This window comes from Sanguibacter suaedae (assembly GCF_016342785.1).
GTDB lineage: Bacteria > Actinomycetota > Actinomycetes > Actinomycetales > Cellulomonadaceae > Sanguibacter > Sanguibacter suaedae.
The window spans coordinates 22,874-40,032 of record NZ_JAEINH010000015.1 but is presented as its reverse complement, the minus strand read 5'-3'; the positions used below and the strand labels follow the sequence as shown (position 1 = coordinate 40,032).

The following is a 17,159-nucleotide window of genomic DNA, read 5'->3' as shown; positions in this document are numbered from 1 at the left end:
CTCGCGTTGTCCACAGGGGCGTCCACATGGCCTTCGGTGGTGGTCCGCAGATGTGTCGTGAACGACACGCCGATACAACACCTAGGGGTCGACCCGCGCGGGCACCCCTAGGTATAGTGGTCGTCCACCGGGTCCTCCGCGACCCTGGTCGAATCACACAGACGTAGTTCCAGCCGCGTCGTTCGAGGTCAGACGTCACGCCAGGTCGACGCCGACCGGACGTGCGCGGCCACGCGAGCCGCGGGCGGACAGCCCGACAGAGGAGACACCATGAGCATCACGGTCTACAGCAAGCCCGCGTGCGTCCAGTGCGACGCGACGTACCGTGCCCTCGACAAGAAGGGCCTCGAGTACACGATCGTCGACATCAGCCAGGACGCCGAGGCGCTCGAGATGGTCCGCGGGCTCGGTTACCTCCAGGCGCCCGTCGTCGTCGCGGGCAGCGAGCACTGGTCGGGCTTCCGCCCCGACCAGATCAGCGCCCTCGCCGCGAAGGTCGCCGCACCGGCCCTCTGAGTCGGCCGCTGCGCCACGGCGCACCGGCAGAAGGGTGAGGTCATGACGAACCTCGTCTACTTCTCCAGCGCCTCCGAGAACACCCACCGCTTCGTGGAGAAGCTCGGCCTCGAGGCCGAGCGCATCCCGCTGCGCCCGGCCGACGGCTTCCTCCACGTGGACGAGCCGTACGTGCTCGTCGTCCCCACCTACGGCGGGGGCAACGAGGGCGGCGCGGTCCCGCGCCAGGTGGTGAAGTTCCTCAACGACGAGCGCAACCGTTCGTACATCCGCGGAGTCATCGCCGCCGGCAACACCAACTTCGGTGCTGCCTACTGCATTGCCGGTGACATCATCTCCTCGAAGTGCCAGGTGCCGTACCTGTACGGCTTCGAGCTCCTAGGAACCACCGAGGACGTCGTGCGCGTCCGCGAAGGATTGGATCGATTTTGGCAACGACAGTCACGGATCCCGGCGTAGAGACCGAGCTCGACTACCACTCGCTCAACGCGATGCTCAACCTCTACGGCCCGGACGGTGAGATCCAGTTCGACAAGGACCGGCAGGCGGCGCGGCAGTACTTCCTGCAGCACGTCAACCAGAACACCGTCTTCTTCCACAGCCTCGACGAGAAGCTCGACTACCTCGTGGAGAACAAGTACTACGACCCGCTGGTCCTCGCGAAGTACGACCGCGCGTTCGTCAAGGCGCTCTTCGACCTCGCGTACTCGAAGAAGTTCCGCTTCGAGACGTTCCTCGGCGCGTTCAAGTACTACACGTCCTACACGCTCAAGACGTTCGACGGGAAGCGCTACCTCGAGCGGTTCGAGGACCGCGTCTGCATGGTCGCCCTCACCCTCGGCGACGGTGACGAGACCCACGCGACCAACCTCGTCGAGGAGATCATCTCGGGTCGCTTCCAGCCGGCGACCCCCACGTTCCTCAACTCGGGCAAGGCCCAGCGCGGGGAGCCCGTCTCCTGCTTCCTCCTGCGCATCGAGGACAACATGGAGTCCATCGCGCGCGGGATCAACTCCGCGCTGCAGCTCTCCAAGCGCGGCGGCGGTGTCGCCCTGCTCCTGAGCAACATCCGTGAGCACGGCGCCCCCATCAAGCACATCGAGAACCAGTCCTCCGGCGTCATCCCCGTGATGAAGCTCCTCGAGGACTCCTTCTCCTACGCCAACCAGCTCGGGGCCCGCCAGGGTGCCGGCGCCGTGTACCTCCACGCGCACCACCCCGACATCTTCCGGTTCCTCGACACCAAGCGTGAGAACGCCGACGAGAAGGTCCGCATCAAGACCCTCTCCCTCGGCGTGGTCATCCCGGACATCACGTTCGAGCTGGCGAAGAAGAACGAGGACATGTACCTCTTCTCGCCGTACGACGTCGAGCGCATCTACGGCGTGCCCTTCGCCGACGTCTCCGTCACGGAGAAGTACTACGAGATGGTCGACGACGCGCGGATCCGCAAGACGAAGATCAAGGCGCGCGAGTTCTTCCAGACGCTCGCCGAGCTGCAGTTCGAGTCCGGCTACCCGTACGTCATGTTCGAGGACACGGTCAACGCGGCGAACCCCATCAAGGGCAAGATCACGCACTCGAACCTGTGCTCCGAGATCCTCCAGGTCTCCACCCCCTCGACGTACAACGAGGACCTGTCCTACGCCGAGGTCGGTCGGGACATCTCGTGCAACCTCGGTTCGCTGAACATCGCGCGCACCATGGACTCGCCCGACTTCGCCCGGACCATCGACACCGCCATCCGTGGTCTCACCGCGGTCTCCGACCAGACGAGCATCGAGTCCGTCCCGTCGATCAAGCACGCGAACGAGCTCGGCCACGCGATCGGCCTCGGCCAGATGAACCTCCACGGCTACCTCGCACGCGAGCGCATCCACTACGGGTCCGACGAGGGCATCGACTTCACCAACATGTACTTCTACACGGTGGCGTTCCACGCCATCGCGGCGTCCAACCGTCTCGCGATCGAGCGTGGCCGGGCGTTCGGCGGGTTCGAGGACTCGAAGTACGCGACGGGGGAGTACTTCGACAAGTACACGGAGGCGGTCTGGGCGCCGGCGACGGAACGCGTCCGGGACCTCTTCGCGACCGCGGGGGTCCACCTCCCGACGCAGGAGGACTGGCTCCAGCTCAAGGCCTCGGTCATGGAGCACGGCATCTACAACCAGAACCTCCAGGCCGTCCCGCCCACGGGGTCCATCTCGTACATCAACAACTCGACGTCGTCGATCCACCCCGTGGCCGCGAAGATCGAGATCCGCAAGGAGGGCAAGATCGGGCGCGTCTACTACCCGGCGCCCTACCTGACGAACGACAACCTCGAGTACTACCAGGACGCGTACGAGGTCGGCTACGAGAAGATCATCGACACGTACGCCGCGGCGACGCAGCACGTCGACCAGGGCCTGTCGCTCACGCTCTTCTTCAAGGACACCGCGACCACCCGCGACGTCAACCGCGCGCAGATCTACGCGTGGCGCAAGGGCATCAAGACGCTCTACTACATCCGTCTGCGCCAGCTCGCCCTCGAAGGGACCGAGGTGGAAAATTGCGTTTCGTGCATGCTGTGATTGCCGTCGCGTTCGGATGAGCGACAAGGATGCCTCGATCTCCGTGGGCGTCATCTACGGGGTGAGGCTTGCCCGCGACTCCGGCTACCGATATGTCGGCCTGACGACGAAGACCGCCGCCTCGAGGTTGCGTCAGCACCTCAAGGTGGCGGCCTCCGGGAGGCGTAGGCCGTTCTACGACTGGTTGCGAAAGCACACCCCTGAGGATCTTGCTGTCGACGTGCTCGAGACCGTGACTACGGATCTCGAGGCTTTGGGCCTCGCTGAGATCGCCTGGATAGCGTCTCGAAAGGCTGCCGGCGATCGGTTGCTGAACCTTTCATTGGGTGGTCTGGGACCAACTGGGTTCGTGTGGACAGAGGAGCAACGGGAGGCGGCACGAGTCCGGTCGACCGGACGGCAAGGTCTGAGTCGACCGGGGGAGCTCAACCCTTTCCACGGCGGAAAGCACAGCGAGGCGCAGCGACAGCGATGGTCGGAGTTGCGACGTGGCACCAACGTCGGCGCGGAGAACATCAACTTCGGCCGCTTTGGTACAGCGCATCCTGGATATGGTCGCGTCATGTCGCCGGAGGCACGTGCGCAGCTATCAGAGCAACGCAGGGGCTCGCTCAACCCGAACTATGGCAAGACAGCGAGTGCAGAGACTCGTGCAAAGCGGTCAGCAGCTCAGAAGGGCATTCCAAAACCGTCGAGCGCGCGCAGCGCGCACACTCGCTACCACACGAACAAAGGTGTCGTGAGCGAAACCTGCCGGTTTTGCACACAGACGGACTTGACAGTGCAATCTTCACCAATGAGAGAGACGAATCGATGACCCCCACCGGCAAGCTCAAGCTGATCGACCGCGTCCAGGCGATCAACTGGAACCGCGTCGACGACGAGAAGGACGCCGAGGTCTGGGACCGGCTCGTCGGGAACTTCTGGCTCCCCGAGAAGGTCCCGGTGTCCAACGACATCCAGTCGTGGGCCACCCTCACCCCCCAGGAGAAGGAGCTCACCACCCGCGTGTTCACCGGGCTGACGCTCCTGGACACCATCCAGGGCACCGTCGGGGCCGTGAGCCTCATCCCCGATGCGATCACCCCGCACGAGGAGGCCGTCTACACGAACATCGCGTTCATGGAGTCGGTCCACGCGAAGAGCTACTCGTCGATCTTCTCGACGCTCATCTCCACGCAGGAGATCGACGACGCGTTCCGCTGGTCGGAGGAGAACGTCAACCTCCAGCGCAAGGCGGAGATCGTCCTCGGTTACTACCACGGGGACTCGCCGCTCAAGCGGAAGGTCGCTTCGACGCTCCTCGAGTCGTTCCTCTTCTACTCGGGCTTCTACCTGCCCATGTACTGGTCGAGCCGCGCCAAGCTCACGAACACGGCCGACCTCATCCGCCTCATCATCCGTGACGAGGCCGTGCACGGGTACTACATCGGGTACAAGTTCCAGAAGGGTCTCGAGAAGCTCTCCCCCGTCGAGCGCGACGAGATGAAGGCGTACACCTTCGAGCTCCTCTTCGAACTCTACGAGAACGAGGTCCAGTACACCGCGGACCTCTACGACGGCGTCGGTCTCACCGAGGACGTCAAGAAGTTCCTGCGGTACAACGCGAACAAGGCACTCATGAACCTCGGCTACGAGGGCCTCTTCCCCAAGGACGAGACGGACGTCAACCCGGCGATCCTCTCCGCCCTGAGCCCCAACGCCGACGAGAACCACGACTTCTTCTCCGGGTCCGGCTCCTCGTACGTCATCGGCAAGGCCGTGAACACCGAGGACGACGACTGGGACTTCTGCCCTGGGCACTTCAGGACACCACGCACGACGAAGGGCCCCGGTCCTCCCACCGAACGGTGGGAGGACCGGGGCCCTTCGTGATGGTGCCGAGAGGTCAGGACGCCTCGAGGATCTCCACCACGAACACGAGCGTCGCGCCGCCCGGGATCGAGCTCTGGCCGGCGTCACCGTAGGCGAGGTCCGACGGGATCACGAGCAGGAGCTTGCTGCCAACCTTCTGGCCGACGATGCCCTCGTCCCATCCCGCGATCACGGCACGCTCACCGATGACGGTGTCGAACGGCGTCCCACGGTCCCACGACGAGTCGAACTGCTCACCGTTGGACTGCAGCCAGCCCGTGTAGTTCACGGACACCGTCTGGCCCGACTCGACGACGGCACCGTCGCCCTCCTCGAGGACCTGCACGACGAGGTCCTCGGGACCCGCGTACCCGGGCGTGAGCTCGATCGAGGGCTTGCCCGCCTCGTCGAACGTCACGGTCGGCATCCCGGCGTCCGGCGTGATGGCAGGCAGCGGCTCGACGACCTCCATCGCCGTGATGATCGACCGCTCACCGCCAGCCTGGTCAGGGGCGGCGAAGAGGAGCTGCGAGCCGATCGGCGCGCCCCTGAGCACCTCCGCCAGGGGGTCGCCCTCAGGGGCCATCGACAGGTCGAGGACCTCCGGGGTGCCCTCCCACGAGGTACCCAGCTCGTCACCGGTGGAACCGTCCACCTGCAGGACGTGGACCCACACCTCGTCACCCTCCGGCACCTCGCCCGTCCCCTCGGAGGCCACCCGGGCCACGACGCCCGTCACCTCGAAGGGGGGAGTGAGACCGATGGTCGGCTTGCTCCCGACCTCGCCGTCATACGTCACGGCCTCGAGGGCCGCCACGTCCTCGGCCGTGGCCTCCGGCGCCGTCGAGGCGGCGTCCGTCGCGGACGGCGTGGCCGTCGCGTCGTCGCTGTCGTCACCGCACGCTGTCAGCAGGAGCGCGGCCCCCAGCGTCAGTGCGGTCATGCTGCGCAGTGTGCGGTGCTTCAAGACGGTCAGTCCTTCGTTCGAGGGGCCCTGCGGCAGACGCAGCCGAGGTCCCCACAACTCTAGCGGGTGAACCTGGACACAACGGTCTCCGCCGGTGGGATGCGAGGACGACCACGGGTGTGCGCGAGGCCCGGCGCGAGCCCCACAATGGGCACATGCCGTCGTCCCGCCGATCCCGCCGTCGCCCCTACACCGAGGACCACCGCCCCGTGGACCTCACCCGGCTCACCGGCGGACGACGCACCGAGGTGCGTCGCGGTGAGGAGTGGACCGTGCAGCCCGTGCGCCCCAGCGACAAGACCTACCGGTGCCCCGGGTGCCACCAGGACATCGGGCCGGGCACCGAGCACCTCGTCGCGTGGGCCACGGACTCGCTCTTCGGGCCCGACGCGGCGCTCGCCGCCCGGCGCCACTGGCACACCCGGTGCTGGTCCATGGGCTGACGACACCACCACGAGACCCGCTGCAACTACCGCCCCGACAGAGAGGCCCGGACCATGGACCACCTGCTCGCCCTGCACACCTGGACCGACGCGCCAGGCACCCCGCTCGTCCTCCTCCACGGGTTCCCCCTGGACCACCGTATGTGGGCCGACGCCGCGCGCCGCCTGCCGGAGGACATCGCCGTCCACGCCCTGGACCTCCCGGGCCTCGGCAGCTCGCCGACCCTCCCCGAGGTCACCCTCGAGGCCGCCGCCGACGCGGTGGTCGCCACGCTCGCCGCTGCCGGTGTGGATCGTGCCGTCGTCGCCGGCCTGTCCATGGGCGGGTACGCCGCGCTCGCCCTCGCGGAGCGGCACCCCGACCTGGTCGCCGGCCTCGCCCTCGTCGACACGAAGTCCACGGCGGACGGCGGCGCGGCGCGGGAGAAGCGGATCGTCACGGCCGACGAGGTGGAGCGCACCGGGACCGTCGACGCCGTCCTGGGGATGCCGGGGACCATCCTCGGTGAGCGCTCCCGGGTCGAGCAGCCGGCCCTGGTCCCGACGCTCGAGGCCTGGATCACGGAGCAGGCCCCCGAAGGGGTCGCCTGGTCGCAGCGGGCGATGGCGGCCCGCCCCGACCGGACCGGCGTCCTCGAGGGGTACCAGGGGACCAGTGTCGTGGTCGTCGGGTCGCTCGACACGGTGACGCCCGTCTCCGACGCCGAGCACATGGCGGACGCGCTGCGCTCCGGGCCCCCGGTCGTCCTCGACGGCGTCGGCCACATGAGTGCCGTCGAGGCGCCGGCGGAGGTGGCTGCCGTGCTGGCGGACCTGATGCGCCGCACCTGACCACCCGCAGGCGGGCGCGTCAGGCGGTCCGGTGCGTCTCGCCCCGCAATGCGCGCTCGAGCGCCTCGGAGAGGTCGATCGACTCGCCGTCGCGGGCGCCCTGACCGAGGACGAGCGGTGGTTCGGCGGGTTCCAAGGTGGCCCCGACGACCCGCGCCCGGAGGGAGCCCGCCGTGGTGAGGAGGTAGAACTCCCCGTCGGTCCCGACGGCGACGCTGCGATTCTTGCGCAGGTACCACCCCTGCAGGCGGGTGCGGTACGTGCGTCGGCCACCGTAGTCGCGGGCGACGAGCCGCTCGGTCGGGACACCCACGGCGGTCGCCGCGGCGACGAACTCCGCGATCATCGACCGGGCGCGCGCAGTCTCGGCCGCGCGCCGCCGCTCGATGGTCGCCGCCTGGTGCGCGGCGTTGCGCGACCGCTCGTCGCGCCAGGCCGCCTCCTCCGCGGGACTCGTCGGGGGAGTCACCACCGGGCCGTCAGCGGGGGCCGGCGGACTTCGCCGGGGTGGTCGTACCCGCGCCGCCGGACTTCGCAGGTGCGGCAGCGCCGGAGTCCTGGTCGGTCCCGTCCTCGACAGTCCCGTTCTCGACAGTCCCGTCGGCCGCGGCGTCCGCGTCCTTCGGTGCGGTCGCAGGAGCTGCGTCGTCCGTGGAGGACTTCGGGTCGCCCGCGCCCTCGCTCGCGCCGGTCGCGGCAGGTGCGGCGTCATCGCCGGTCTTGGCGGCCGGGCGCGAGGCCTGCGGACGGGCCTGTGGCTCCTTGACCGGCGCCTCCTTCCCGGCAGCGGCCTTGCGCGCCTGCTGCGCGGGGGTGCCGGCCGCGGCGAGCGGAGCGGGGCGTGACTTCGTCTTCTTCCGGGGAGTCGGGGCCGGTGCCTCGGCGGGTGCCGGGTCCGTGCCCGCCTCCGCCTCGGCGAAGGACTGCTCGGCGGCGGCAGCCTTCTCCAACGTCTCGGCGGTCGGGACGGCCTCGGCGCCGAGGAGCCCGCGCAGCTCGTCGATGTAGGTGGTGATGGACTCGCGCTGCCGGTTGAGGTCGTCGACCTGGCGCTGGGCGTTGCTCCGTTCGCGCTCCGCCTCGAGGACGGCGTCGGCGAGGATCTGGTCGGCCTGCTCACGCGCCGCGGACGTGACGCCCGCCGCGGCCGCGCGCGCCAGGTCGGCGCTCTCCTTCGCGTGCGCGTCCGAGTCCTTGCGGATCTGCTCGAACTGCGTCAGGGCGTCCGCGGCCCGCCGCTCCGCCTCCGCCGCGTGGCGCTCGGCGTCCCCGAGGAGCTTGTCGGTCTCCGCCTTGGTCCGTGCGTGGAGCTCGGTGTCGGCGAGCTGCGCGGCCTCGTGCCGGGCCGCGATGTCGAGGTCGGCCTGGGCGAGGCGCTCCCGGGCGTCGTCGAGCATGGTCGTCGCCTCCGTGCGAGCGGCGCTCACGATGTCGGTGGCCTCCCGGCGTGCCTCCGTGAGCATCCGGTCCACGTCGATCGCGGTCTGCTCCCGCAGGCTCGTGGTCTCCCGCTCGGCGGCGGCGCGCTGCTCCGCGGTCTCGCGCTCCGCGGACTCGCGCAGGTCGGTGGACTCGCGCGTCGCGGTCTCGACGAGGTGCGCGGCCTCGAGCGCCGCTGCCGCGATCTGGTCGCTCGTCTCCCGCTGCGTCGTGGCGCGCAGCTCGTCGGTCTCCTGCTGCGCCTGGAGGCGGAGCGCGGCGAGCTCCTGCTCGACGGCGGTGCGCCGCTCCTCGACCTCGGCCTGCACCGCGGCGCGCTGGGCCGCGGTCTCGGTCTCGACCGTCTGGCGGAGCTCGTCCGTCTCCTTCTGCACGGTGGCGCGCAGCGTCGCCGCGTACGACTCGATCCCCGACCGGAGCTCGGCCGCCTCGGTCTCGGTGCGGTGCCGCAGCTCGGTGGTCTCCGCCTCGGTCTGCTGCCGGAGCTCCGTGGTGTAGCGCTCGGCCTCCTCGCGCTGGGAGGTCGTCTCGGAGATGGTGCTCGTGCGCAGGGCCTCCGCGTCGCGCTCGGTCGTGACGCGCAGCTCCGTGACCTCGCGCTGAGTCGTCGCCCGGAGGGTCCCGAGCTCGCGCTCGAGCGCGGTGCGTCGCTCGGTCTCCTCGGTGGTGATGGCGGTCTGGATGCGTGTGGCCTCGCGCTCGGCAGCGCCCACGAGCTCGTCGGCCCGCCGCTCGGCGGACACGGTCGTCGTCTCGGCCTCGTTGGCGGCGGCCGACCGGGTCTCCTCGGCGTCCCGGCGCGCGCTCGCGAGGAGCTCGGCGACCTCGTTCTCCGCCCGTGCGCGCATCTGGCCGGCAGCGAGCTTGGCGCGGGCGAGGATCTCCTCGGACTGGGCCTCGGCCTGGCTGAGGACGTCGGTCGACTGCTCCTCGGCGGACCGCATGAGCTGCTCGATGCGCGAGCCCAGCCCGGCGTACGACGGGCGCTCGGTCTCGCGGAGCTTCTCCTCGGCCTGCGCCAACGCCTCCGCGGTCTCGCGGGAGCGGGCGTCGAGCGCCGCGACCTTCTCCTGGGCGTCGGCGAGGGAGGCCTCGAGCGACCGCACCCGACCGTCCACCTGGGAGCGGTCGTAGCCGCGCATGACGACGGGGAAGATCGGACGATCGTCGGACACTGGTGCCTCCGTGTGTCAGGGGGATCGGGATGCTCCACCGAACATTCACATGCCGGAACCTGCCGGTCGTGGGTTCGGTGCACGTCGCCGCAACAGGTCGTTCATGACCCGCTCACCCAGCCTATCCGGTCGCGGACGAGACACGCCAAGCGCCACGGAAGAGCCGGGAAAGTCCGGTTCGCCCCGGCTCCTCGGGTCGGGGTGTCCACCCGAGCGCTAGGCTTGGCTGCCTCCTCTGAAGGGATCTCTCGGTGCTGCACAAGATCGTGACCGCTGGACTGGTGGTGCTCGGGCTCGTCGTCGCGAGCCTCGGCGTCGCGTCGGGGACCGTGTGGCGACCCGGCAGCACGGTCACCATGACGACCCCCGGCACCGGTGACGCGACGATGCTCATGACCGCCCCCGGCGTGCTCGGGCTCGTCGACGACTCCGTGACGGTCCGGGCGACCGCCGAGGGCGGTGCCAAGGTCGTTCTCGCTCTCGGGTCCGAGGCCGACGTCAAGGGCTGGGTCGGGACCGACCCGGTGCTCGTCGCCACCGGTCCCGCCGACTGGGAGTCGCTCGCCGTCACGACGAGCGAGCCGGCGACGACGCCTGCCCCCGACAGCACCCCCGAGGAGGGCGAGGAGCCGGGCGAGGAGGGTGGCGCGGGCGAGAGCGAGGCCCCCGAGGGTGAGGTGGAGGGTGACGCTCCTGCCGACGACGAGTCCACCGCGGAGACGCCGGAGGAGTCCGCCGAGGCCGAGCCCGTCGTCGGGCCGGACCCCGCAGGATCGGACATGTGGGTGGCGGAGGCCGTCGGCGAGGGAACGGCGAGCCTCGAGTGGGACGCGGGTTCGAGCGACCAGGTCCTGCTCGCCGCCGTCGCCGGTGAGGGCGCAGGTGCGCCCCGCCTCGAGCTCACCTGGCCGCGAGAGGTGACGACGCCGTGGATGTGGCCCGGCATCGTCCTCGGCGCCGTGCTCGTCCTCGTCGGACTGGTCGTCGGTGTGGTCGGTGCGCGCTCGGCACGGCCCGGTTCGCGTCGCGGCAAGGCCGTGGTCGCACCTGGGCGCAGCCGCGCCGAGACCGCCGCTCCGTCCTCGACCAGCACGGCGGTCCCGCGGGGGGACGAGGCCCTGGTCCGCCGGGATGCTCCTCGTGGCCCGGTGGGTGTCGTCTCCACGCCGACGCCCGCCGGCGGCACCGAAGGTCTCACGCGTCGCGAGCTCCGCGAGCGTGCGGAACGCGAGCAGCAGCAGGGCCGTGGTCCCGTCGCGCGGGGTGAGGACGGCGAGAAGCGCCCGAAGAGGTCGTGGCCGTGGACCGGTGCGATGCCGACCGTGAAGAAGGCGGACACGGCGGCGCAGCCCGTCGTTCCGCCGCCTGCCGAGGCGTCACGCCCGGCCTGGCTGCCGGAGGGGACGACGTCTGCGTCCGGCTCCTCGTGGCGCGAGGCCTGGGGTGTGCGGCACACGGAGGACGGACCTGAGGACAGGCCGGCCCCCGGAGGGCAGTGGCCAGGCGGCAGGACCACCGACGACAGGGAGGAGGACAGGTGAACGGCGTTCGACGGCACAGAGCTCTCGTCCCGCTGGCGGCAGCGGCGCTGCTCCTCGCAGCGTGCACCCCCGACCTGCCCACGGTGGAGGTCGACCCCGACACGACGGTGGGACCGGTGCTCTCCGTGAGCCAGGACGCGGAGATCCACGCGGCGATCGGCTCGGCGCTCGAGGAGGCGACCGCCGCGGTCGACCCTGGGACGCTCGAGGCACGGGTCACCGGGCCCGCGCTCGCTCTCCGCAAGGCGGAGCTCACGGTCGCGTCCGCGGCCGGCAACACCGACAACGTGACCGAGATCCCCACGGTGGTCCAGTCGCGCGTCATCCCCGCGACCGATGACTGGCCGCGGACCGCCTTCTCCGTGACGGAGAGGCCGCAGAACCTCCAGACCGAGCGTCTCCTCGTCACCGAGCAGCTCTCGCCCCGCGAGCCCTACAAGCTGTGGGCCTGGGTCCGCCTCTTCCCCGGTGTGACGCTCCCGACGTTCCCCACGCCCGAGGCGGGGACCGAGCCCGTCCAGATCGACGACGCCTCGCTGAGCATCTCGCCGGGCGAGGCGCTGACGCACTACGTGGACGTCCTCAACAACGGGGACGCGTCGCAGTACGTGGGGGAGTTCGCGGCCGACCCGTTCAGGGACCAGATCAACGCCCGCCGTGAGCTGAGGACGGCCGACGCCGCGACCATCTCGGGGACCTACACCCTCGCCTTCCAGGCGAGCGAGGGCGAGGTCCGAGCGCTGCGGACCGCCGACGGTGGCGCGCTCGTCGTCGGCCAGATCACGTCGACCGAGACCCTCGCGGGGGAGGAGGGCGCCGTGATCAACCCGTCGGCCACCGATGCGGCCTTCACCGGGGGCGCGGCCCCGAGCAACTCGCTCACGACCGGCCGGACCGCCGTGGTCGCGGTCCACGTCCCCCCCGCGGGTTCTGCCGACCAGCTGACGCTCGTGGGGAGCGAGATCCTCACCACGTCGGCCTCCGTGCCCTGACGGCGTCGCCCGCCGACCCGATCCGGATGGAAAGATGAGTCGCATGACAGTTCCTGGTGCTCCTGGTGTCCCCGGTCCCGCGTTCGACGTGCGTGGCGCCGTCGATCTCTCCTCCCTGGGGCGGCCCAAGGCCCCACCGCCCGGCGAGCCGGGCGGGGCACCGGCCGCCGGCGGGTTCGTCGTGGACGTCACCGACGAGATGTTCCCCACCCTGGTCCAGCAGTCGGCCCAGGTACCGGTCGTGGCCCTCCTGTGGCTCCCCACGGACGCGGAGAACGCGAAGCTCGCCACGGACCTCGCGGCCCTCACGCAGGAGTACGGCGGCCGCTTCCTCCTCGCCCGGATCGACGCCGCCGCGTACCCGCAGATCGCGCAGGCCTTCCAGGTCCAGGCGTTCCCCACGGTCGTCGCGATCCTCGCCCAGCAGCCCGTGCCCCTCTTCCAGGGCACGGCCGACCAGGAGCAGGTGCGTGGGATCCTCGATCAGATCCTCGAGGCGGCTCAGGCCAACGGCGTCACCGGTGTGCTGTCCGCCGACGGCGCGCCTGCCCCGGCCGCTGCCCAGCAGGCCGAGCCGGAGCCCGCGCTGCCGCCGCTGCACCAGAAGGCCTACGACGCCATCGACGCCGACGACCTCGACACAGCCGTCGCCGCATACGAGCAGGCGCTCCGCGAGGACCCGCGCGACTCGCTCGCGAGCGCAGGTCTCGCCCAGGTCCGCCTGCTGCAGCGCACACGCGACACCGACCTCGCCGCCGTGCGCCGCGCTGCTGCCGACGCGCCCACCGACATCGAGGCACAGCTCGCGGTCGCGGACCTCGACCTGCTGGGCGGCAAGGTCGAGGACGCCTTCGTGCGGCTCCTCGACCTCGTTCCTGACGCACCCGACCGCGAGGTCCTCCGCAAGCGGCTCGTGGAGTACTTCGAGCTCCTCGGGCCGGAGGACCCCAGGGTCGCCCCGGCCCGACGCGCCCTGGCGAACGCCCTCTACTGAGGGGTGCGCACCGCGAACGGCGTCTGAGAGGACCGAACGAGAACGGCTGAGGCCGACCGCCTGTGGCGGTCGGCCTCAGCCGTTCTCGTTCATGTCCGGGGACGAGCGGTCAGGCCTCCGGCGTGAGGTACACGACACCGAGCGGCGGCACCCGGAGGGTCGCGGACCACGGCCGACCGCAGGACTCCACGTCCTCCGCGTCCACGCCGCCACCGTTGCCCACCCCGGAGCCGCCGTACTCGGCGGCGTCGGTGTTGAGGATCTCCGTCCACCGCCCCCCGGCAGGCAGGGGCACGCGGTATCCCTCGTGGGGGACCCCCGCGAAGTTCACGACGACGGCGATCGTCCGGCCGTCGGCGTCCTTGCGGAGGAACGACAGGACGTTGTGGTCCGCGTCGTTGGAGTCGAGCCACTCGAAACCTGCGGGGTCGTGGTCGAGCGACCACAGCGCAGGCTGGTCGCGGTACACGCGGTTCAGGTCCCGGACCAGGCGCTGGACCCCGGCATGGGCGTCGTCCGCGAGGAGGTCCCACGAGATGCTCGACTGCTCGGCCCACTCGGTGGGCTGGGCGATCTCGTTGCCCATGAACGTGAGCTTCTTCCCGGGGTGCGCCCACTGGTACGCGAAGAGCGCGCGGACACCTGCCCGCTGCTTCCACTCGTCACCGGGCATCTTGCGCAGCAGCGAGCCCTTGCCGTGGACGACCTCGTCGTGGCTGATGGGCAGGATGAACTGCTCCGAGTAGGCGTACACCATCGAGAACGTCACCTCGTGGTGGTGGTAGCGGCGGTTCACCGGCTCCTCGGCGAGGTAACGCAGCGTGTCGTTCATCCACCCCATGTTCCACTTCAGCCCGAACCCGAGACCGCCCGCGTCCGTAGGGCGTGTGACGCCCGGCCACGCGGTCGACTCCTCGGCGATGACCATGACGCCCGGGGTGCGCCGGTACGCGGTCGCGTTGGCCTCCTGCAGGAGGCTGATGGCCTCGAGGTTCTCCCGACCGCCGTGGACGTTGGGACGCCACTGGCCGGCGTCCCGGGAGTAGTCGAGGTAGAGCATCGACGCGACGGCGTCCACGCGGAGCGCGTCCACGTGGAACTCCTCGAGCCAGTAGGTGGCGTTCGCGACGAGGAAGTTCCGGACCTCGGCGCGACCGAAGTTGAACACGTACGTGCCCCAGTCGGGCTGCTCGCCGAGGAGGGGGTCGGGGTGCTCGTAGAGCGGCGTGCCGTCGAAGCGGGCGAGCGCCCACTCGTCCTTGGGGAAGTGGGCGGGGACCCAGTCGAGGATCACCCCGATCCCGGCACGGTGGAGGGTGTCGACGAGGTGCCGCAGGTCGTCGGGGTGCCCGAAGCGGGATGTGGGCGCGTAGTACGAGGTGACCTGGTACCCCCAGGAGCCGCCGAAGGGGTGCTCGGCGACGGGCATGAGCTCCACGTGGGTGAAGCCCATCTCGACGACGTACTCCGTGAGCTGCTCCGCGAGCTCACGGTAGGTGAGGCCCTGGCGCCACGACCCGAGGTGCACCTCGTAGATGCTCAGCGGTCCCGCGTGCGGGTCGGTGGCGGCACGCGTCTCGAGCCAGGACTCGTCCTGCCACGTGTACGAGCTCTCGACGACGACGGACGCGGTGGCCGGGGGCACCTCGGTGCCCTTCGCCAGGGGGTCCGCCTTCTGACGCCACGAGCCGTCCGGACCCATGATCTCGAACTTGTAGCGGGTCCCTGCGCCGAGGCCGGGCACGAAGAGCTCCCAGATCCCGGTCGAGCCGAGCGACCGCATGGCGTGCGAGGGGCCGCTCCAGTGGTTGAAGTCCCCGAGGAGGCGCACTGCGCGCGCGCTCGGCGCCCACACGGCGAACGACGTGCCGTGGACGTCACCGAGGATGCTCGGATAGCTGCGGAGGTTCGCGCCGAGGACGCGCCACAGCTCCTCGTGCCGGCCCTCCCCGATGAGGTGCTGGTCGATCTCACCGACCGTGGGCAGGAAGCGGTAGGGGTCGTCCATGACGGACGACTCGTCCCCGTAGCGGGTCCCGATCCGGTAGTCCGGCACGTGGCCGTCGTCGGTGGGGACGGTCGTCACCCACACGCCCTCGTGCTCGTGGACGGCCGGGTGCTCGCCGGTCGCCGTGACGACGGAGACCTCGTCGGCCATGGGGCGCAGGGTCCGGACCGTGACCGCCCGTCCGTCGGGGTGGACGTGCGCCCCGAGCACGCCGTGCGGGTCGAAGTGGGTGCCGTGCGCGACGGCACTGAGGACGTCGTTCGGCTGGGGCAGGGGCGTCGTGCCGCCCGTGGTCTGCGGTGTCGGTTCCGTCATGCTTCCACCTTTCCACGCCCTGGGTCGGGGCGCATCGGCTCGACGCACCCCGCCGTGGTGTCCCTGCTGTTCAGTGAGCGGTCGGGGTGTCGTCCCGGCCGAGGATGCGGTCCACGGCGGCGAGCGGGATCCGCAACCAGTCGGGTCGGTTGCGCTCCTCGTAGACGACCTCGTAGAGGGCCTTGTCGAGCTCGAAGGCGTCGAGGATGACCACGCGGTCCGCGAGCGACGGGGGCTGTCCGAACCCGAGGGCGCCGGGGACGCTCAGGTAGCCGGTGTACCCGTCGAGGAAGGCGCGCCGGGCGCCGCGCGCCCACTCCGTGGAGCCGGACCCGCCGATCGCGGCGGCGTAGTCGAAGGACCGCAGCATTCCGGCGACGTCGCGCTCCCCGAGGTCGGGGCGGGTGCGTTCCTTGAGGGGCCGCAGCGGCTCTCCCTCGAAGTCGAGGATGCGCCAACCCTTCTGAGGGCTGTAGAGCGCCTGCCCGAGGTGCAGGTCTCCGTGGATCCGCTGGACGGGGGGGAGTGGCCTGCCCTGGGCGAGCGCCTCGTCGGCGATGGTCCGCATGCGCTGGAGGAAGTCCTCGATGTCGTCGAGCCGTTCGCGCACCGCGGAGCTCGACGCGGCGGCGCTGCGCACCCGGCGCTGCATGGCGGACAGCAGCCAGGTCGCGTCCGCGGGCTCGACCTGGTCGGGGAACGCGCGGCGCAGCGCGCTGTGCATCTGGGCGACCTGCGTACCGAGCTCCCGTGCGGGGCTGTTGAAGGACTCGTCCCCGCCGGCGCGGTCGCAGGCGAGGCGGAAGCCGTCGCTCGCCTGGGGCACGAGCTCGGCGAGGACGCCGGAGTGGGCCGTCCAGGTGGAGCGCGTTTCGGGGTCCTGCGTGTCGACGACCTCGACCTCGTGCCAGGCGTAGGGGGCGGGGACCCCGCGCCAGCCGACCTGGGTGAGCGCGAGGGGCACGACGATGTCGGGGTTCTGACCGGGGGCGAGGGACCTGAGCACCTTGAGCATGGACCCGCCGCAGACCCGGGGGAGGATCACGGAGGTGTTGGACTGCTCGACCTTGAGGACCTGGGCGTCGGTGAAGTCGTAGGGCCGGGTGGGCACGTCTGTGCCGTCGGCCCACGTGGCGGTGTCGAGCCAGGCGCCCCAGAATGCCTGGTGCTGGGCGCCGTCGTAGAGGGCCGCACCGTCGAGCAGCGCGACGACGCCCTCCGTCCCCGGAGGGACGTCGACGGGGTCGCGGTGCTCGACGACGAGCGGGACGTGGAGGACGACGTCCACGTCCGAGTCGGATCCTCGGACGTGGACGACCTCGACGATGACGTCGCAGCGGCGGCCGTGGACCGTCTCGGTCGCGAGGTCCACGCGGGTGAGGCCGGTGAGCTCGACGTCCACCCCCTTGGCGGGGAACCAGCGCCGCTCGGGCAACCATCCCCGGAGAGCGTCGAGGACCGCACCGCGGTGCGCCCCTCCGTTCGCGGAGATCTCATGCCCTTGGGCCAC

General features: G+C 70.6%; 14 protein-coding genes and 1 pseudogene. 10 read left to right on the top strand and 5 right to left on the bottom strand.

What is annotated here, in order from left to right:
• Nucleotides 1–270: 270 nt before the first annotated feature.
• The 5 genes and pseudogenes from nrdH to nrdF form a co-directional block, all read left to right on the top strand.
• Nucleotides 271–516: a glutaredoxin-like protein NrdH gene (gene nrdH, locus JAV76_RS13810; RefSeq protein WP_198734659.1), complete on the top strand. Its 246-nt coding sequence runs from the start codon at nucleotides 271–273 to the stop codon at nucleotides 514–516.
• Nucleotides 517–558: 42 nt separating this feature from the next.
• Nucleotides 559–975, top strand: a complete 417-nt coding sequence (gene nrdI, locus JAV76_RS13805) for a class Ib ribonucleoside-diphosphate reductase assembly flavoprotein NrdI (protein WP_198734658.1) — start codon at nucleotides 559–561, stop codon at nucleotides 973–975.
• Nucleotides 945–3,089 carry a class 1b ribonucleoside-diphosphate reductase subunit alpha gene (gene nrdE, locus JAV76_RS13800; protein WP_198734657.1) on the top strand — a complete coding sequence of 715 codons (2,145 nt, stop codon included), beginning with the start codon at nucleotides 945–947 and terminating at the stop codon, nucleotides 3,087–3,089. Before nrdI ends, nrdE begins: the two co-directional genes overlap by 31 nt.
• Nucleotides 3,090–3,105: 16 nt before the next feature.
• Complete coding sequence (locus tag JAV76_RS13795; RefSeq protein ID WP_198734656.1) at nucleotides 3,106–3,906, top strand: NUMOD3 domain-containing DNA-binding protein; 801 nt, start codon at nucleotides 3,106–3,108, stop codon at nucleotides 3,904–3,906.
• A pseudogene (gene nrdF, locus JAV76_RS13790) lies at nucleotides 3,903–4,880 on the top strand (class 1b ribonucleoside-diphosphate reductase subunit beta); the annotation flags it as partial. The gene JAV76_RS13795 and the pseudogene nrdF, both read left to right, overlap by 4 nt.
• Before the next feature lie 97 nt (nucleotides 4,881–4,977).
• Here nrdF and JAV76_RS13785 read toward each other — a convergent pair.
• Nucleotides 4,978–5,886 (bottom strand): FKBP-type peptidyl-prolyl cis-trans isomerase, encoded by a 909-nt coding sequence (locus JAV76_RS13785; RefSeq protein ID WP_198734655.1) that lies wholly within the window; start codon nucleotides 5,884–5,886, stop codon nucleotides 4,978–4,980.
• Between the two features lie 179 nt (nucleotides 5,887–6,065).
• Between JAV76_RS13785 and JAV76_RS13780 the strand changes: the two genes are divergently transcribed.
• Together JAV76_RS13780 and JAV76_RS13775 are read left to right on the top strand one after the other, a co-directional pair.
• Entirely contained in the window at nucleotides 6,066–6,353 is a 288-nt protein-coding gene (locus JAV76_RS13780; protein WP_198734654.1) for an Rv1322 family protein, read from the top strand.
• Between the two features lie 54 nt (nucleotides 6,354–6,407).
• Nucleotides 6,408–7,184 (top strand): alpha/beta fold hydrolase, encoded by a 777-nt coding sequence (locus JAV76_RS13775; RefSeq protein WP_198734653.1) that lies wholly within the window; start codon nucleotides 6,408–6,410, stop codon nucleotides 7,182–7,184.
• Between the two features lie 19 nt (nucleotides 7,185–7,203).
• On the opposite strand, the gene JAV76_RS13770 is transcribed toward JAV76_RS13775, so the two are convergent.
• Both JAV76_RS13770 and JAV76_RS13765 read right to left on the bottom strand, forming a co-directional pair.
• Nucleotides 7,204–7,653, bottom strand: coding sequence for a hypothetical protein (locus JAV76_RS13770; RefSeq protein ID WP_198734652.1), 450 nt, complete (start codon nucleotides 7,651–7,653; stop codon nucleotides 7,204–7,206).
• 10 nt (nucleotides 7,654–7,663) lie between these two features.
• Nucleotides 7,664–9,799, bottom strand: coding sequence for a hypothetical protein (locus tag JAV76_RS13765; RefSeq protein WP_198734651.1), 2,136 nt, complete (start codon nucleotides 9,797–9,799; stop codon nucleotides 7,664–7,666).
• A 251-nt stretch (nucleotides 9,800–10,050) separates the two neighbouring features.
• On the opposite strand from JAV76_RS13765, the gene JAV76_RS13760 reads away from it, so the two are divergent.
• From JAV76_RS13760 to JAV76_RS13750, 3 genes are read left to right on the top strand one after another with little or no spacing between them, the layout of a single operon-like run.
• A complete protein-coding gene (locus tag JAV76_RS13760; protein ID WP_198734650.1) occupies nucleotides 10,051–11,340 on the top strand; it encodes a hypothetical protein in 1,290 nt (429 codons plus the stop codon).
• Complete coding sequence (locus JAV76_RS13755) at nucleotides 11,337–12,332, top strand: DUF8094 domain-containing protein (protein WP_198734649.1); 996 nt, start codon at nucleotides 11,337–11,339, stop codon at nucleotides 12,330–12,332. The genes JAV76_RS13760 and JAV76_RS13755 overlap by 4 nt, the downstream gene beginning before the upstream one ends.
• Nucleotides 12,333–12,375: 43 nt before the next feature.
• Nucleotides 12,376–13,326, top strand: coding sequence for a tetratricopeptide repeat protein (locus JAV76_RS13750; protein WP_198734648.1), 951 nt, complete (start codon nucleotides 12,376–12,378; stop codon nucleotides 13,324–13,326).
• 109 nt (nucleotides 13,327–13,435) lie between these two features.
• Here JAV76_RS13750 and glgB read toward each other — a convergent pair whose 3' ends face one another.
• A complete protein-coding gene (gene glgB, locus JAV76_RS13745; RefSeq protein WP_198734647.1) occupies nucleotides 13,436–15,649 on the bottom strand; it encodes a 1,4-alpha-glucan branching protein GlgB in 2,214 nt (737 codons plus the stop codon).
• A 70-nt stretch (nucleotides 15,650–15,719) separates the two neighbouring features.
• Nucleotides 15,720–17,159 (bottom strand): maltokinase N-terminal cap-like domain-containing protein, encoded by a 1,440-nt coding sequence (locus JAV76_RS13740; protein ID WP_198734646.1) that lies wholly within the window; start codon nucleotides 17,157–17,159, stop codon nucleotides 15,720–15,722.

Coding starts and splice junctions, on each gene's coding strand:
- nrdH (WP_198734659.1), top strand. CDS start 271: ATGAGCATCACGGTCTACAGCAAGCCCGCGTGCGTCCAGTGCGACGCG.
- nrdI (WP_198734658.1), top strand. CDS start 559: ATGACGAACCTCGTCTACTTCTCCAGCGCCTCCGAGAACACCCACCGC.
- JAV76_RS13795 (WP_198734656.1), top strand. CDS start 3,106: ATGAGCGACAAGGATGCCTCGATCTCCGTGGGCGTCATCTACGGGGTG.
- JAV76_RS13785 (WP_198734655.1), bottom strand. CDS start 5,886: ATGACCGCACTGACGCTGGGGGCCGCGCTCCTGCTGACAGCGTGCGGT.
- JAV76_RS13780 (WP_198734654.1), top strand. CDS start 6,066: ATGCCGTCGTCCCGCCGATCCCGCCGTCGCCCCTACACCGAGGACCAC.
- JAV76_RS13775 (WP_198734653.1), top strand. CDS start 6,408: ATGGACCACCTGCTCGCCCTGCACACCTGGACCGACGCGCCAGGCACC.
- JAV76_RS13750 (WP_198734648.1), top strand. CDS start 12,376: ATGACAGTTCCTGGTGCTCCTGGTGTCCCCGGTCCCGCGTTCGACGTG.
- glgB (WP_198734647.1), bottom strand. CDS start 15,649: ATGACGGAACCGACACCGCAGACCACGGGCGGCACGACGCCCCTGCCC.